Source organism: Zoogloea sp., from assembly GCF_028689785.1.
GTDB lineage: Bacteria > Pseudomonadota > Gammaproteobacteria > Burkholderiales > Rhodocyclaceae > Zoogloea.
In genome coordinates this window covers 1-15852 of the sequence record NZ_JAQVCN010000047.1, presented here as the reverse complement: position 1 = coordinate 15852, position 15852 = coordinate 1, and the positions used below count along the sequence as shown (strand labels likewise).

The following is a 15852-nucleotide window of genomic DNA, read 5'->3' as shown; positions in this document are numbered from 1 at the left end:
GGGATGTCCCTGCGTAGAGTGAAAGCACGCCATCCATCAAACCAGGAGCCTCTCGATGAAAATCAGTGCCCGTAATGTCTTCGACGGCAAGGTCCACACCGTCAAACCCGGCGCCATAAATTCCGAAGTAGGCATTGCCCTTCCGGGCGGCCTGCAGATCGTCGCCACGGTCACCAACGACAGCGTCGCCGAACTCGGACTGGTGGCCGGAAAGGCCGTCAAGGCCCTGATCAAAGCCTCGTCCGTACTGGTTCTCACCGAGGGGGACAGGGTCCGGCTGTCGGCCCGCAACCGTCTCGACGGCATGGTGAGCGCCCTGACGGAAGGCCCGGTCAACACCGAAGTGGCGATCGCGCTCCCCAACGGCCTGACCGTGTATGCCACCATCACCCGTGACGGCGCGACGGCCCTCGGGCTGAAGGTAGGCGTACCGGCCACAGCCGTCTTCAAGGCCCCATCGGTAATCATCGGCGTTGCCACCTGAACCACTGCTCCCGCCCTCATCCATGCCGCCTCCCAAGCCGGGATGACAGGCCACAGGTGGTTCATCCCCTCCATAGCCCGCCAATTTATATGCACATGTATATAGCGAACCGCAGCAATTCTGCACACCGGGCGGGCTGACGGGGGAATTCACAGGCTTTTCACGAAGGCAAGCAGCGCATCGCGCTCCGCCCGCCCCATACGCTCAAAGCGCTGGCGGGCACGGCGGGCCTCACCGTCGTGCCACAGAATCGCTTCAGTCAGGCTGCGGGCTCGGCCGTCGTGGAGATAGCGCTCCACTTCGCTCACCGTCCGTGTCAGCCCAATCCCCCACAGGGGCGGCGTCCGCCACGCCCGGCCCGAGGCCTGGAAGTCCGGACGCCCGTCGCCCAGCCCCGGCCCCATGTCATGGAGGAGCAGGTCAGAGTAAGGCGCAATCGTAAGCCCCGCCAGACGTGGGAAGCGCGGGCTGTCTCCGGTGCGGAGTTGCGGTCGATGGCAGCCCGCACACCCGACCGCCGAGAACAGCGCCTCACCCCGGCGTACCGCCGGCACATCCTCGTCGCGCCGCGCCGGCACAGCCAAATGGGCGAGATAGAACTCCACGTCGTCCAGCTCTGCCGCCCCCAGCTCTGGCCGGCCGCCATCCGGCGCCTGACGGCAGGCCCTCTGCACCGGCTGACAATTCTCCTGGGGATGCAGGGGCGAGGTGATGCCGAGATCGCCCAGGAAAGCGCCAGCGATCTGCGCCCGCAGGTCCGGCATGTTGGCCTTGTGGCCGAAGCGGCCCGGCACACCGCCCGCCAGCCGGTTGAGCTGCCCCTTGACCCCATCCGGCCGCCTCTCGGCGGCAAGCGCCTCCAGGGTTGCCACCGGGACGGCGTCGAGCAGCCCCATACCCACCACCTGCTGCCCCACCCTGGGCGACACGAGCACCCGCCCCAGGGGGCCGTAACCCAGTTCCCGGAAAGTGATTCGTGGCTGGCGCAGGCGGACCAGCGTTCCATCGGCCAAACGCCGACGAGACTCCACCCAGCGCAGCACCGCCCGCCCCTCCGGCGGCACTCCGGGGATGGCTTCTTCGTTGAATTGCTCGCCGTAAGCCGGATGGGGGCGCACCCCGCCCTCCGCCGGCCGGCCTGGCACCGACAGCCGCAGCAACATGGACTGCATGCGCTCGCCCGGCGATTCGGGCGGCACCCCCCGGCCATTGCGGGCATGGCAGGACACGCAGGCCAGACGGTTGTAGAGGGGCCCCAGGCCGTCCACCCGATCGTCCCTGGCCGGTGCCACCACCCAGCTCTGGTTGAACAGGGCGCGCCCGCGGAAAAAGCGCTCCCGCTCGTCCTCGTCCAGACCGGCGACAGGGCGCAGAAAGGCGTCTCGCCCGGCGTCCACCGCCGGCACGCCCGACATCTCCCCCGCGCATATCCCTGCCACCGGAAACAGGCAGGCGAGGATCAGCCCGACCGCGCCCCACCGGATCATGCCACCCCCAGCAACTGGGCCGCCTGAGCATGGCGCGCCCTGGCCGCCGCAGCCCACCCCGCCTCCAGCTCGGCCGCCCTGGCCTCCGCGGCCGGGTCATCACGGCGCGTGAAGAAGGCCTGCTGCACGGCCAGGTCATCCACCTCGGACTCCTTGCACGGCGGAGCGGAGAGCAGTGGCCAGACCTTCGCCCACGTCGCGGCGTCGGCGGCGCGCAGCTTCTGCCACAGCGGCGCCAGCACGGCCCGGCGCTGCACCAAGGCCTGCCCGAAGGCCGCAGCCACGGGTGCCGCCCGCCCCCTGCCGCGCCCGTTGTCGTAGCGATAGCCGCCCTGAGCGGCCACCGCGAAGGGGTTGTGATGGTCTGCCGGAAGGCCCGCATACACGGCAGGGCGCACCGGCAGCTTGCGGATGTCCGGATGGGTCAGGAGGCGCTGCCCGGCCTCTGACAACACAAAGCTGACGAAGGCCTTGGCGCCTTCCGGGTTGGGGCTGGCCGCCGTCACCGCCACATGGGCCGGATTGACGCCGCCCTGGCGCGGATAGACAAACTGCAGGGGCGCACCGTTGGCGATGGCCGAAGCCACGAAAAAGTCGATGGACAGCCCCACCCCCTGGCGCCCAGCCCCCAGCTCGTCGGACACGAAGCTGCCACCGCGCCCGACAAAGCGCGCGTTGGCGGCAATGGCGCTCCACAGGGCCCAGCCGTTGTCCCAGCCGTAGGCCTGCAGGGGGATGTCCACCAGCACCGGCGCAAAGCCCACTTCCACCGGGTCCGGCACCAGCAGGTGCCCGGCATAGGCCGGCTGGGCCAGGTCACTCCAGTCCGCCGGCACGGGCAGGCCGTGACGAGCCAGGTAGCCGGGATTGACCGCAAAGCCGTAGCCCGCCACTTCCGACGCGGCAAAGTAGCCGTCCGGATCGTCGATCACGCTGTTGCCCACCCGCCCCGGCAGCCCGGCCAGGCTGACCGGCAATTTGCGCAGGGCCTGCTCGGCCTTGAGCTGGGTGAAGGTCCGGGGCGAGGCGCTCCAGTACACATCCACCCCGCCCTGCCCCGGCTGGCGCAGATAGGGCAGCGCATCGTGGGGCATGCGCCACACGATGCGCAGGCGGTAGCGCGGCCAGGCTTTCTCGAAAGCGGCCTCGAAGCGCGACACCACTGCATCCGGATAGGCAGTGAGCACCACCACGTCGCGACGTACCGCAGCCTCCAGCGGCGCAGTGACGCCAGCTGCAACCAAGGCACCGACACCCCGCAGGAAGGCCCGGCGCGAGGGCGTGAATCGATCCGCCATGACAATCTCCTCAGAAGGCGTAACGGGCGTTGGCAAACCACATCCGGCCCGGCATGGGGTAGCCGTCGGCCAGGGCATAGTTGGCGTCCAGGATGTTGCTGGCGCCACCCTCGATGGCCAGGCTGGGGGCGGGCTTGTAAACCACCTTGAGGTTGGCCAGGGCGTAGCCGGAGAGCTTCACATAGCTCGCCGCATTACCGCTGCCGTAGGCCACCATCCGGCCGTTCTCGGCCTCGGCCGAACCAAGCAGCTCCCAGCGGTCAGCCGGCCTCCAGCTGGCGTAGGCAAAGAGGCGGTTACCCGGCGTGTCGGTGAGAGGCTTGTCGGAGCTGCGGTTGTCCCGATCCAGGTAGGTGTAGTTGCCGCCCACCTGCCAGCCACGCCCCAGGTCCTGGTCGATGGACAGCTCGACGCCGGCATGGCGTGCCTCGGCGATGTTCTGCAACTGGGTGCACGACGTGGCGGCCGACAGGCCGGGCTGGTTGCACAGGGACACCGGCACGATGTTCATGGACTGCATCAGGTTGTCGATGCGGCTGTAGAACACGGCGGCGTGCCCGCGGGCGCCGGCCCAGGGCCGCCCCTTCAGGCCGAACTCAAGATTCAGGGATTCCTCTGGCTTCAGATCGGGATTGGGCAGGGCACCGCCCAGACGAGCCGAGTAACGGTCCTTGATGGTCGGAAAGCGCGTCTTGCGCGCCGCGCTGGCATAGGCCTCATGACCGCCGTCCAGGCTGCGGGCCACTTCTACCAGCCAGTTGCTGCCCGAGGTGGAGCCGACCGGCCAGTAATACACCTCGCGGGCATCGCGCTTGTCGTGGCTGAAGCCCAGGCGCATGCGCCAGCGTTCCGACAACTGGATGCTGTCCTCGACGGCCAGGGAGGTGGTCACGTCCCGGTAGTTCTTGGTGCCGCCGAGGCCGTTGTCCGCGTGCTTGTCTTCCTTGTAGTGGGCAGCCACCGCCAGCTCATGCCCCTTGAAGGCGAAGCTGGCCAGCTCCACCGAAGCGCCGGTGGTGGTGTCGCTGTACCAGCTCGGGAAGTTGGTGGTGTTGGAGATCTGGGTGGTGTAACGCCCGTTGGTGTAGGCCTGAATCTTGTTGTCGTAGTTGTCCTGGTACACCCGTGCCTTGAGCATGTGCTCGCGCCCCAAGGCAATGTTGCCGATGAAGTAAGTGCTTTCCAGGTTCCAGTACGGCCAGCGCCAGAAGCGACTGTTGGCGCCGCCGCCGATGTTGAGGTACTGGCCTGGCGCATCGCCGGCATAGGGCGGATTACCCTTGCGCCCCTCCTGCTTCACGTAGCCCACCGCGTACTCGTCGGTGGCGTTGGGGGTCAGCCCGATCTTCAGGGACAGACGCGCATCGGAGGAGTAGGAGTTTTCCCGATGACCACCGTTTTCCAGCACGTTACGCGCCGGATTGGTGGCGCTGGTGGGAATGCTGCGAGGCCGGTAGTCACTGGAGAGCGGGGTCCACTTGCGGTCGGTGTAGCTGGCCCCCAGCTGGAAATACCAAGGCCCCTGATTGCTGCCCACATTGACAGCGTAGGTTTGCAGCCCGCCGCTGCCGACGCCGGCTTTGAGGTCACCCTCCAGCCCTGTGCGCGGCTTGCGACTCACCAGGTTGATCGCTCCGCCCAGGGTGTTGGGGCCGTAAAGCAGCGAGGCCGCGCCCTTGGCGACCCGAATCTCGCCCAGGTCGAAGGTGGTGAAACGACCGAAGTCCACATAGCCGTCATAGGGCACATAGGCCGGGATGCCATCGATGAACAGGGGCACCTGGCGCACATCGAAGCCGCGCAGGTACACGATGTCCTCATTGCGGCTGTTGCGCGACAGATTCATCCCTGGCATGAGCACCACTGCCGCCCCCAGCGTATCCCGGTTGAAGCGCCGCAGGTCGTCCGCCTTGACCACCGACTCGGCCGGGTCGGGAGAGGGCAGCGGACTGCCCACCACTTCCACCGTACCCAGTTCAAAAACCCCCTGCTCCGCCCCGGCACTGCCGATGGCCAGCACCGACACCCCGCCCACCATCCACCTGCAAATCAGTCGCTCCATCACCCCCCCGAAACCAGGCATCGCCTGTATTGGCCACTACATATCGAAGAACATCACCAATCCCGGATTAGCAACCCGCATGCCCGCTCCGGCCAATCTGCCAGCACAAAGGCAAAGCGCCGACCAACCCTGAAACAGCTATATAAAGATCTACATATCGATGTTCGAAAACCTACAAAATGAAGGATTTCATACATACCCCGGGCTCATTGCACACACACGCCTCGGCCCATGGGCGCCAAAAAAAGTGCCAGAAGACACGGCGCCAAAACCTGGCGGACCGAGAACTCAACAGGCACGCCCTATGCTTATATCGATATATACCAATCTATACATCGAATTGCAAAGAGGGGCGCATCATGCAGCACGACGGGCACGACACACACCCGTATTTCGACATCAAACCGGGGCACGTCCGCCGTCCGGAAGGGGCCATCCGCTGGAGCGAAGGCCTGCCCCCCGAATGGCGCGATCAGGTGATTGCACCGCTGTACTTCGACCACTACAAGGAATACCTGGTCAAGGCGGCACGCATCCTTGGCCGGGACGAAGACGAACAGCCCTGCTACTGCGCGTTCCGCTACGTACTCGAAGACGACTCAGCCCCGCCCCGCCCGGGCCACAGCGGGCCACTGACCTATGCCGAAACCGTACGCGCCTGGCGCCTGCGCGACGGACGCTGGCTGATCCACCGCATCATCATTCACCATGGGGAGCAAGCAAAGGCGCGGGGCTTTTTCTCCCTGAGTCCCTTCATGCCCCGCTGACGCCGCCCTGGGAACAGACCCCACGCCCGGGCAAAAAAGTCAACACAACCGCCGCCAACCCCGTACAATTCGGGCACCGTGCGCCTGCCAATCAGCGTACCGGCACCCTCTTTCATCAGTTTCGACCGATCCCAGCGATCCCGAAATCTCGTTGCGCCCGCCCCGATTGGTGCCGCTCCCCGTGAGCGTTCAGGCCGTCGCAGGAGCAGACATACCCATGACTCAAGCCCAATCCGGCGCCCAGGCGCCGGTTGCGATCACGTTTGCCGACCTCGCCCTGTGCGAGCCCATCCAGCGCGCCATTGCCGACACCGGTTACACCGCGCCGACTCCCATCCAGGCTCAGGCCATTCCCCAGGTGCTCGCCGGTGGCGACCTGATGGCAGCCGCCCAGACCGGCACCGGCAAGACCGCCGGCTTCACACTGCCGATCCTGCACCTCCTCGCTGAAGAACACGCCCACAACATCAAGCCTGGCCGCCCCCGCTGCCTGATCCTGACCCCGACGCGCGAACTCGCCGCCCAGGTCGAGGAATCGGTCCAGACCTACGGCAAGCACCTGCCCCTGACTTCCATGGTCATGTTTGGCGGCGTCGCCATCAACCCGCAGATCGCCAAGCTCAAGAAAAAGGTGGACATCCTCGTATCCACCCCTGGCCGCCTGCTCGACCACTGCACCCAGAAGACCATCGACCTCTCCGGCGTGGAGATCCTGGTCCTGGACGAAGCCGACCGCATGCTCGACATGGGCTTCATCCGCGACATCAAGAAAATCCTTGCCCTGCTGCCCAAGAAGCGCCAGAACCTGCTGTTCTCGGCCACCTTCTCCGACGAGATCAAGGCCCTCGCCGACGGCCTGCTGCACAACCCCGGCTTTGTCGAGGTCGCCCGCCGCAACACCGCCTCCGAGCTGGTCACCCAGTCGGTGCACCTGTGCCCGCAAAAGGTGAAGCGCGAGCTGCTCGCCTTCCTGATCAAGAAGCACCAGTGGTTCCAGGTGCTGGTATTCACCCGCACCAAACACGGCGCCAACAAGCTGGCTGAGTACCTGGGCAAGCATGATATTCCGTCGGCCGCCATCCACGGCAACAAGAGCCAGTCGGCCCGCACCCGTGCCCTCGCCGACTTCAAGGACGCCAAGCTGCAGGTGCTGGTCGCCACCGATATCGCCGCCCGCGGCCTGGACATCGATCAGCTGCCCCAGGTGGTTAACTTCGAACTGCCCAATGTCTCGGAAGACTACGTGCACCGCATCGGCCGCACCGGTCGCGCTGGCGCCTCCGGCGCCGCCGTCTCACTGGTCGACCGGGAAGAGCTGCCCCTGCTGAAGGACATCGAGCGCCTGATGAAGCGCCTCATCGACAAGGTGGAAGTGCCCGACTTCGTTCCCTCCGCCGCGCCCCCCGACACCGACGAGCGCCCGCCCCGCGAACCCCGCGGCTCCCATAATGGCGGCCGCACCCGGCAGGGCCAGGGTGGCGCCCAGGGCCAGAAGCAGGGCCAAGGGCAAGGACAACGCCAGGGCAAGCCCAAGGGCCAGGGCGGTGGTCAGGGTCAAGGCAAGGGACAGGGACAGACTGCTCGCGGCGAAGGCAACCAAGCCCAGCCTGCCCGTCCGGCCAAGTTGCAGCGCCCCAGCCAGGGCCCCAAACCCCAGCGCCCGGCCCGCCAGTCCGACGGTCAGCCGCTGGATGACGATTTCGGCAACCGGGTGGACTACCAGCCCCGGGCCCGCTCCAACTATCGGGATCCGGAAGCCGGCGGCGGCCACCGCCATGGCAACGGCGGCGGTTTCGACAAGCCCAACCGGGGCTTCGGTGGCGGGAAACCCACTGGCCAGGGCTCGCGGGGCGGCAACCAGGGCCAGGGTTTCAAAGGCGGCAACCCCAACCGCGGCACCCCTGCCGCGCTGGACGAGGCGACACGTCCGGTCGTCACCCTTACCGGCCGCAAGGCGGGGGACGTGAAGCCGGCAGCCCTGTTCACCCCGCGGGGTAACGGCAACGGTAATCGCGGCTGAGCACAACACAGCCCCCACGAAGACGCCCCACCCGGGGCGTTTTTCATTTCATCCGCCCCGCCTCTCTCCCCGGCCCGGTGCCATCCGACGAACGAAGCAAACAGCGCCCTCCGGATACATCAACCGCGGCGGGAGGGTCCTCATGACAGGCCACCCAAAGAAAACGGCACCCGAAGGTGCCGTACAAAGCTGCCGTGCTCTCGCGAGGCACAGGCTGACCTGCCGGTCAGCTCCTGCGCCGGCGCAGGGCCAGCAAGCCAAGCAGGCCGCCACCAGCCAGCACGGCGCTGGTCGGCTCGGGCACCCGCCCAAATTCACCGGTCACACCGGCGATCTTGATGAAATCCTTGCTCGTATCTGCACTGGGCAGGGACTGCACCAGGGTGTTCAAGGCACCCACCAGCCAGTAGCGGGAGCTGATGTTCAGGTCATTCACGGCCAGGGGCTTGTAACCCAAGGCATTGGTGGACTGGGACACACCACCATTGGCTGCGTTGGTGTAATGCGCAGAATTCGATGCCTTCACCACGCTCCAGCCGTTAGACAGCAGGGTTGAATAGCCGACGTTGGCTGACAGGAAGGTCGGCTTGCCGGTGCCGGTATAGGCCAGCACCGTCATGTCAGCGTCGGTCTTCCACCACCCCACCGTTACGGTCTTAAGGGTGACCGACGCACCAGCCCCGAAGTCGAACAACATCGAGTCGAAGCGCTGATCGTTGTCCATCGTATGCCCGGGGGAGGTGGAGTTCTGGATGGTGCCCTCGTTGGTGTCACCGGCCGTACCTGCATCCCGGTTGGTCACCCCGAGACCGCCGCTGTAAGCCCCCAGGTAGGCACTTTCGATGTAGGCGTTCTGGGTGCCGGTGGCACTGTTCTTGGTGTTCGACCAGGCCGAAAGGGTAACGCTGCCGCCCAGGTCGCCGGTGTAGGTGCGCGTATTTCCGAAGGCGCCCGATCCGGACTGGTTTCCACCGTCTGTGAAACTCCAGCTGGTCGCGGCGTGAGCGCCGGTGATCCCGATCAGGGCAAGGAAGGTCGCCACCAGGGAATGAGAAAATCGAGTGGTCATGTTTTTCCTTGATGAAATTGCCGTTTTTAAGCTTTTGATAAGAATTGAACGCAAGATTCAAACCATTCTTACAAATTTCTGTTAATTAACAGATTTTTTATTCAGGACACCCCTTTTCCGGCGGGGGTGTAAAGCTGCCCGACACACGTTTCCTCACACCCCCAGCTCGCGGCGCAACACCTCGGCTTCGGCTTGGCTTTCGAACACACCCCGGGCACTGAGGGCTGCGAGCAGCTCATTACGGGCCTCGTCACGCCGGCCGGTGCGATGCAGCACCCAGGCCAGGTGGTAGCGCACATCGCGGGATTCCGGGGCACGCAGACGTGCCTCGCGCAGGGTCTTGAGACTGACGTCCAGGGCACCGCTGCGTGCCTGCAGCCAGCCCAGGGTATCCAGGGCATTGGCATCCGCCGGGGCGAGCCGGGCGGCCCGTTCGGCCATGGGCAGGGCGCCCGCGTCGTTAAGCCGCATCAACACCTGGGCCAGGTTATTGGCGGCCGCCGCGTTCTGCGGGTCACGGACCAGCAAGGCTTCGTAGGCAGCCCGGGCCTGAGCCAACTGGCCCAGGCGCAAATAGCCCTCCGCCAGCGCCGCCCGGGCCTGCAGCGCCTCAGGCTGCCGACGCAGCCAGCTTTCCAGCACGGCCACACCACGCGCGCCCTCGCCGGCCAGGAAGGCCGCATTGAAGCTGCGCAGGGCCAGGGCCGTGGAGGGCGCCTTGTCGAAGGCCGCCTGGTAAAAGCGCACCGCCTCGGCCGCGCGCTGTCGGGCCAGGGCGAGGTCACCGGCCAGGCGCAAGGCATCAACCTCGCTGCCCCCTCGTGCTGTCAGCTGACGCTGCAGGGCTTCGGCACGGGACAGATTGCCGGCGAGTATCTCCGCCTCTACCTGCAGGGTCAGCGCAGGTGGGAAGCCGGGCTTGGCCGCCAAGGCCTTCTCGGCGCTCGCGCCGGCATCGTTGGCCGCCCCAGCCGACAGCTGGAGCTGCCCGACCGCGACCAGCTGGCGGGGCTCGGGCCCAACCATCCGGGCCAGGCTGGCAAAGGCAGCCCGGGCTTGGGTACCCTCGCCCACCGCCCGGTGGGCACGCCCAAGGGCCTCAAGCACGGTCGGATCATCGGGCCGCACCCGCACTAGCTTCTGTGCCAGACCAAGAGCCGCCCCCGGCTGGCCGAGGCGCTGATGGACCGCCAGCAGCTCCAGCCCCGACGCAGTGTCACCCGGCATCAGGGCCTGGGCCTTTTCCAGCAGCGGCAGCGCCACGGCCGGCCTGCCGGCATGGCTCTCGAGGCGCGCCATCTCGGTGAGCGCCTGCACGTTGCCGGGCGCCTCCCGAAGCAGCGTGGCGAGACGCTGGCGGGCCTCGTCAAGACGCCCTTCCGCGACATCCAGGCGTGCCAGGTTGAGGCGTGCCGGCACCAGCCCAGGCTGCAGCGCCAGCGCCTTGAGATAGGCGCTGCGCGCGTCGGCGCGACGATGGGCGGCGGCCTTCACGGCACCGGAGATGTTGTGGGCGGCGGCGTCGGCGGGGAGGCGTCGCAGCAGAGTGTCTGCCACGGCGGTGGCGTTGCGCAGGTCATCCCGGCGCAGATAGAGGGTTACCAGGGCGGCGGCCACCTTGAGCTGGGCCGGCTCCTTGTCAAAAGCGCTGCGCAGGGCCGCCAGCCCCAGGTCGGCCTGCTGACCGGCGAGCCGGGCAAAGCCCATCTGGGCGGTGATGCCCGGATCACCACCAGTCAGGCGGGCAGCACGCTCCAAGGCCTCGGCGGCGTCCCGGTAACGGCGTTGCTGCATACGCAGGGCAGCGAGGGTAGTAAGCACCTGCGGGTCGGCGTCGCCGGAGCGCAGCATGGGCTCCAACAGGTCACCCACCCGAGCGGTGTCTCCACTGGACAGGTAGATGCCTGCGAGCAGCTTGCGACCGGCAGGGTCGTCGGGCAGGCGCAGCAGGTAAAGTTCAAGCAGGGCTCTAGCCCGTTCGAGGCGCCCGGTGGCTTGGCTGGCCAGCCCGCCGAGCATCAGCAGCGGAGGCTGGCTGGCGAGGAAGGTTTCGGGCAAGGCGTCCACCAGGCGAGTCACCTCTTCAAGCTGGGCCCGGGACGCCCCGGTGTCGCCGCGGGCAGCGAAGATCAGGCTCTTCAAGTAGGCCACGCGGGGCTCGCGTTGGCTGAGGGCGGCGGCCCGATCCAGGTCGGGCATGGCCTCGTCGGGGCGCTGCAGGTCGATCAGCAAGGAGGCGCGGGCCACCATGCTGTCGAGCAGGCGGGGGTCTGCCTTCAAGGCCTGGGCGAAGTAGTCGAGCGCGGCGCTGACATTGCCCGCGCTCTGCTGCAGCACGCCCTGCAGGTGCAAAAGCTGGGCATCGCGGGGCGCCATGGCGGCGGCGGCATCCAGGGCCTTGCGCGCACGGGGAGTATCGCGGGTGCGCAAGGCAAGGTCGATCTCGGCGCGCAGGGGGGCCAAGGAACGGGGGTCGGCGGCCTTCGCCTCGTCCACCGTGCGCCAGGCGGCCTTTGTGTCGCCCTGGTCGGCGTAGGCGGTGGCGCGCATGGCCAGCACTTCGGCCCGGGCCGCCGGGGCCAGACCGTCTGGCTTGATGCGGGCCAGAATCTTCTCGCTGTTGCCAAACATCATCAGCGCCGTGCCATAGGGCTGCGCCACCTCGGCCATGCTGGCCCCGAGGCGCAGGGCGATCTCGAACTCGGCTTCGGCGGCGGCGGCCTGGCCGTCGCGCAGCAAGGCCTTGCCCAGCAGCAGGTGGGCCGCCAGCAGGCCGCTGTCCTTTTGCACCGCGTTGCGGGCCTGGATGATGGCGCCGGCGACATCGTTGCGGGCCAGACGGGCCACTGCGTCCTCGTGGTAGCGGGCGGCCTGGGTACTGTCGCTACGGGCAGCATGAGCCCCGCCAGCAGTGAGGGCAGCCCCCAGCACAAGGCCGGCAAGGATCTGGCGGGAAAACCGGAAGGAGGAGGTGCGGCCGGAAGCGGGCATGGGGCACAGAGGCGGGAGATGATATGACTTGGGTTATAGAGCCTCCGCCTTGCCCCCCCCTGTGACAAAGGCCACATCCTGCGCCGCCCGCGCCGTAACAATTTAACACTCCGCCACAAGGCACCGATTTTCGCCCCGATTCTTGAAGCCCGGCGATCTGCCCCCACATAGCGGGGAAGCTCCCGCCCTCGACCCTGGATCATGGAAAAGAAAACGCAATTCAGCCTTTGGTACTTCGTCTTCGCCCTGTTTGCGATCTTCACCCTCCACGACCTGTGGGTGCAGGTCCGCACCGTCGAGCCCTTGCCCTACAGCGAATTCCAGCGCCTGCTGAAGGCCGGCGAGGTGGCCGAGATTTCCATCGCCGACAACACCATCCAGGGCAGCCTTAAGCAACCCCTGCAGGATGGCCGGCAGAAGTTCGTCACCACCCGGGTAGACGCCTCCCTGGCCAAGGACCTGGCCCAGTACGACGTGAAGTTCACCGGGGTGGTGGAAAACACCTTCCTCAAGGATCTGCTCGGCTGGGTGCTCCCGGCGGTGATCTTCGTCGGCATCTGGATCTTCGCGATGAAGAAGTTCGCCGGCAAACAGGGGCTGGGCGGCGGCTTCATGAACCTCGGCAAGAGCAAAGCCAAGGTCTACGTGGAGGCCAATACGGGGGTGAGCTTCGAGGACGTGGCCGGCGTGGACGAAGCCAAGGACGAGCTCAAGGAGGTGGTCGGCTTTCTGAAGGACCCAAAGGCTTCCGGACGCCTGGGCGGGCGTGTTCCCAAGGGTGTGCTGCTGGTCGGCCCCCCGGGCACCGGCAAGACCCTGCTGGCCAAAGCGGTGGCCGGTGAGGCCGGCGTGCCCTTCTTCTCGATCTCGGGCTCCGAGTTTGTCGAGATGTTTGTCGGCGTTGGTGCAGCGCGGGTGCGCGACCTGTTCGAACAGGCCCGGGCCAAGGCGCCGGCGATCATTTTCATCGACGAGCTGGACGCCATGGGCCGTGCCCGCGGCGCCTTCGGTGGCATGGGCGGCGGCCACGACGAAAAGGAGCAGACGCTCAACCAGTTGCTGGTCGAGCTGGACGGCTTCGACTCGTCTTCAGGCCTGGTGCTGCTCGCCGCCACCAACCGGCCGGAAGTCCTCGACCCAGCCCTGCTGCGTGCCGGGCGCTTCGACCGCCAGGTGCTGGTGGACCGCCCCGACAAGAAGGGCCGCATCGCCATACTGGATGTGCACATGAAGAAGATCACCCTCGCCGCCAACACGGACGCCGAAAAGGTCGCTGCCCTGACTCCGGGCTTCAGCGGCGCCGAACTGGCCAACCTGGTGAATGAAGCCGCGCTGGTAGCCACCCGCCGCAACGGCGAATCGGTCACAGTGGAAGACTTCACCGTCGCGGTGGAGCGCATCGTTGCCGGCCTGGAGAAAAAGAACCGGGTGCTCAACGAGCACGAGCGCACCGTCGTCGCCTACCACGAGATGGGCCACGCCCTGGTGGCCATGGGCCTGCCGGGCACCGATCCGGTGCACAAGATCAGCATCATCCCGCGGGGCGTTGGTGCCCTGGGCTACACCATCCAGCGCCCCACCGAAGACCGCTTTCTGATGACCCGCGCCGAACTGGAGAACAAAATGGCCGTGCTGCTGGGCGGCCGGGCCGCCGAACAGTTGATCTTCGGCGAGGTTTCCACCGGCGCCGCCGACGACCTCCAGAAGGTCACCTCCATCGCCCGCTCCATCGTGATGCGCTTTGGCATGGACGTCCAACTGGGCAACGTGGCCTACGAGAGCGATCGCGGCAACTTTCTCGGCCAGGCCGCCCCACCGCAGGAGCGCAACTATTCCGAGGAGACGGCCCGGGAGATCGACTGCGCCGTGCGCACCATCGTTGCCCAGGCCTTTGAGCGCAGCAGCAGCATCCTGACCCAGCGCCGCGACGTGCTGGAAGAAACCGCCCGAGATCTGCTGCTTCGGGAAACCCTCGACGAAAGCGACCTGAAGGCAATCCACGAGCGGGTGACAGAGGCATAATCCGGGCTTACCCAAGCGGAGCCCGTCGTGCGCTTTTTCCTTGCCCTGAGCCTCATTCTCGCCGCCCATCCCACCCTGGGAGCCGGCCCCAATCCGTCCGGCCCCATCGACGGGATCTACATCCACCTGGCCGACACCGGAGTGCTGACCGACTGCCGCACCGGCAAGCGCGTGACCGTGGCCATGGAAGCCGACAACACCGCGCTTGAACGGGCCTACCTGGCGGGCACGGCCCAGCCCGGCGCCCCCCTGTGGGTCAGCCTGCTCGGGCACATAGAAAATCGCCCCCGCCAGGAAGGCAGCGGCCGCGAAGAGGTTCTGGTCGTAGATCGCTTTGCCCGGGTCGAGCAGGGCCGGGGCTGTGCTCGTCACGCCGAGCTCAGCAGCGCCCGCTGGAGGCTGGTACGTCTGGAAGGCCAGCCGGTAAGCGCAGCAGGAACACCGCCCTTCCTGCAGTTCAGCCCTGAGCAGGGACGCCTGACCGGATCGACCGGCTGCAACCGCCTCAACGGAGAATATCGTGGCTGGGGGCCGAGCGGCTTCACCGTACTGCCCCTGGCCACCACCCGGATGGCCTGCCCCGGCACACAGGCCGAGCAGGAGACGCGCTTCCTCGACGCCCTGTCCCGCGCCACCCACCGCATCCAGGCCGGCACCAGCCTCGAACTCCTGGCCAACGGCCTGCCCGTGGCCCGCTTCGAAGCGGAACAGCTGCGCTGAGGTCAGACGCAGCGCACGCAAGCTGGGGCTACAATGGCCCTGCTTGCATTCAAAGCCCTGTCCCGGACGGCCCCGCCCGCATGCGTGGCCATTCGACCTTATCCGGAGGAATTGCCCATGTCCTGTATCCGCATCCCCGCCTTCACCGCCCTGGCCCTGTGCGCCAGCCTCGTCCAGCCGGCCATCGCCCAGGAGTCTGCCACCCTGGCCAAGATCAAGAGCAGCGGCACCATTTCCCTGGGGCATCGGGAATCGTCCATCCCATTCTCGTACTACGATGACAAGCAGCAGGTCGTCGGTTACTCCCAGGAGTTCATGCTCAAGGTGGTCGATGCCGTCAAGGCCGAGCTCAAGCTCCCCGCCCTCGCCGTCAAGCTCACCCCCGTTACCTCCCAGAACCGCATCCCCCTCATCCAGAACGGCACCGTCGACATCGAGTGCGGCTCCACCACCCATAACGCCGAACGCGCCCGCCAGGTCGCCTTCTCCAACACCCTCTTCATCATCGGCACCCGTCTGATGACCAGGAAGGACTCCGGCGTGAAGGACTTCGCCGACCTGGCCGGCAAGAATGTGGTCACCACCGCCGGCACCACCTCCGAGCGCCTCATCCGCAAGATGAACGAGGAGAAGAGCCTGGGCATGCGCATCATCTCCGCCAAGGACCACGGCGAGTCCTTCCTCACCCTGGAAACCGGCCGCGCCGTCGCCTTCATGATGGATGACGCCCTTCTCTACGGTGAGCTCGCCAAGGCCAAGAAACCCGCCGACTGGACCGTCACCGGCACGCCTCAGAGCTTCGAGGCCTACGGCTGCATGATGAGAAAGGACGACCCGGGTTTCAAAAAGCTCGTCGATGCCGCCATCGCCAAAACCATGACCTCCGGCGAAGCCGAGGCCATCTACAAGAAGTGGTTCACCCAGCCCATCCC

General features: G+C 66.7%; 11 protein-coding genes. 6 read left to right on the top strand and 5 right to left on the bottom strand.

What is annotated here, in order from left to right:
- Positions 1-55 precede the first annotated feature (55 nt).
- The gene (locus PHI64_RS17155; protein WP_299885294.1) at positions 56-484 is read left to right on the top strand and encodes a TOBE domain-containing protein; all 429 of its coding nucleotides are present in this window, start codon (positions 56-58) and stop codon (positions 482-484) included.
- 149 nt (positions 485-633) lie between these two features.
- On the opposite strand, the gene PHI64_RS17150 is transcribed toward PHI64_RS17155, so the two are convergent.
- Genes PHI64_RS17150 through PHI64_RS17140 form a run of 3 tightly spaced genes read right to left on the bottom strand, consistent with a single transcriptional unit; the run spans position 634 to position 5331 of the window.
- Positions 634-1971 carry a di-heme oxidoredictase family protein gene (locus tag PHI64_RS17150; protein WP_299885291.1) on the bottom strand — a complete coding sequence of 446 codons (1338 nt, stop codon included), beginning with the start codon at positions 1969-1971 and terminating at the stop codon, positions 634-636.
- Positions 1968-3269, bottom strand: a complete 1302-nt coding sequence (locus tag PHI64_RS17145) for an extracellular solute-binding protein (protein WP_299885288.1) — start codon at positions 3267-3269, stop codon at positions 1968-1970. The genes PHI64_RS17150 and PHI64_RS17145 overlap by 4 nt, the downstream gene beginning before the upstream one ends.
- Positions 3270-3279: 10 nt before the next feature.
- On the bottom strand, positions 3280-5331 hold the full coding sequence (locus tag PHI64_RS17140; RefSeq protein ID WP_299885285.1) for a TonB-dependent receptor: 2052 nt from the start codon (positions 5329-5331) through the stop codon (positions 3280-3282).
- Positions 5332-5690: 359 nt separating this feature from the next.
- Between PHI64_RS17140 and PHI64_RS17135 the strand changes: the two genes are divergently transcribed.
- Positions 5691-6098 (top strand): hypothetical protein, encoded by a 408-nt coding sequence (locus PHI64_RS17135; RefSeq protein ID WP_299885282.1) that lies wholly within the window; start codon positions 5691-5693, stop codon positions 6096-6098.
- A gap of 217 nt (positions 6099-6315) precedes the next feature.
- Positions 6316-8118: a DEAD/DEAH box helicase gene (locus PHI64_RS17130; RefSeq protein WP_299885279.1), complete on the top strand. Its 1803-nt coding sequence runs from the start codon at positions 6316-6318 to the stop codon at positions 8116-8118.
- Positions 8119-8344: 226 nt separating this feature from the next.
- Here PHI64_RS17130 and xdp1 read toward each other — a convergent pair whose 3' ends face one another.
- A complete protein-coding gene (xdp1, locus tag PHI64_RS17125) occupies positions 8345-9187 on the bottom strand; it encodes an exosortase-dependent surface protein XDP1 (RefSeq protein ID WP_299885276.1) in 843 nt (280 codons plus the stop codon).
- A 153-nt stretch (positions 9188-9340) separates the two neighbouring features.
- Positions 9341-12178 carry an XrtA/PEP-CTERM system TPR-repeat protein PrsT gene (gene prsT, locus PHI64_RS17120; RefSeq protein WP_299885273.1) on the bottom strand — a complete coding sequence of 946 codons (2838 nt, stop codon included), beginning with the start codon at positions 12176-12178 and terminating at the stop codon, positions 9341-9343.
- 201 nt (positions 12179-12379) lie between these two features.
- Here prsT and ftsH point away from each other — a divergent pair, with 201 nt between their 5' ends.
- From ftsH to PHI64_RS17105, 3 genes are all read left to right on the top strand, one after another.
- Positions 12380-14200 (top strand): ATP-dependent zinc metalloprotease FtsH, encoded by a 1821-nt coding sequence (gene ftsH / locus PHI64_RS17115; RefSeq protein ID WP_299885270.1) that lies wholly within the window; start codon positions 12380-12382, stop codon positions 14198-14200.
- Between the two features lie 27 nt (positions 14201-14227).
- Positions 14228-14920, top strand: a complete 693-nt coding sequence (locus PHI64_RS17110; RefSeq protein ID WP_299885267.1) for an META domain-containing protein — start codon at positions 14228-14230, stop codon at positions 14918-14920.
- Between the two features lie 117 nt (positions 14921-15037).
- On the top strand, positions 15038-15852 hold an 815-nt coding region (locus PHI64_RS17105), incomplete at its 3' end, for a glutamate/aspartate ABC transporter substrate-binding protein (RefSeq protein WP_299885264.1).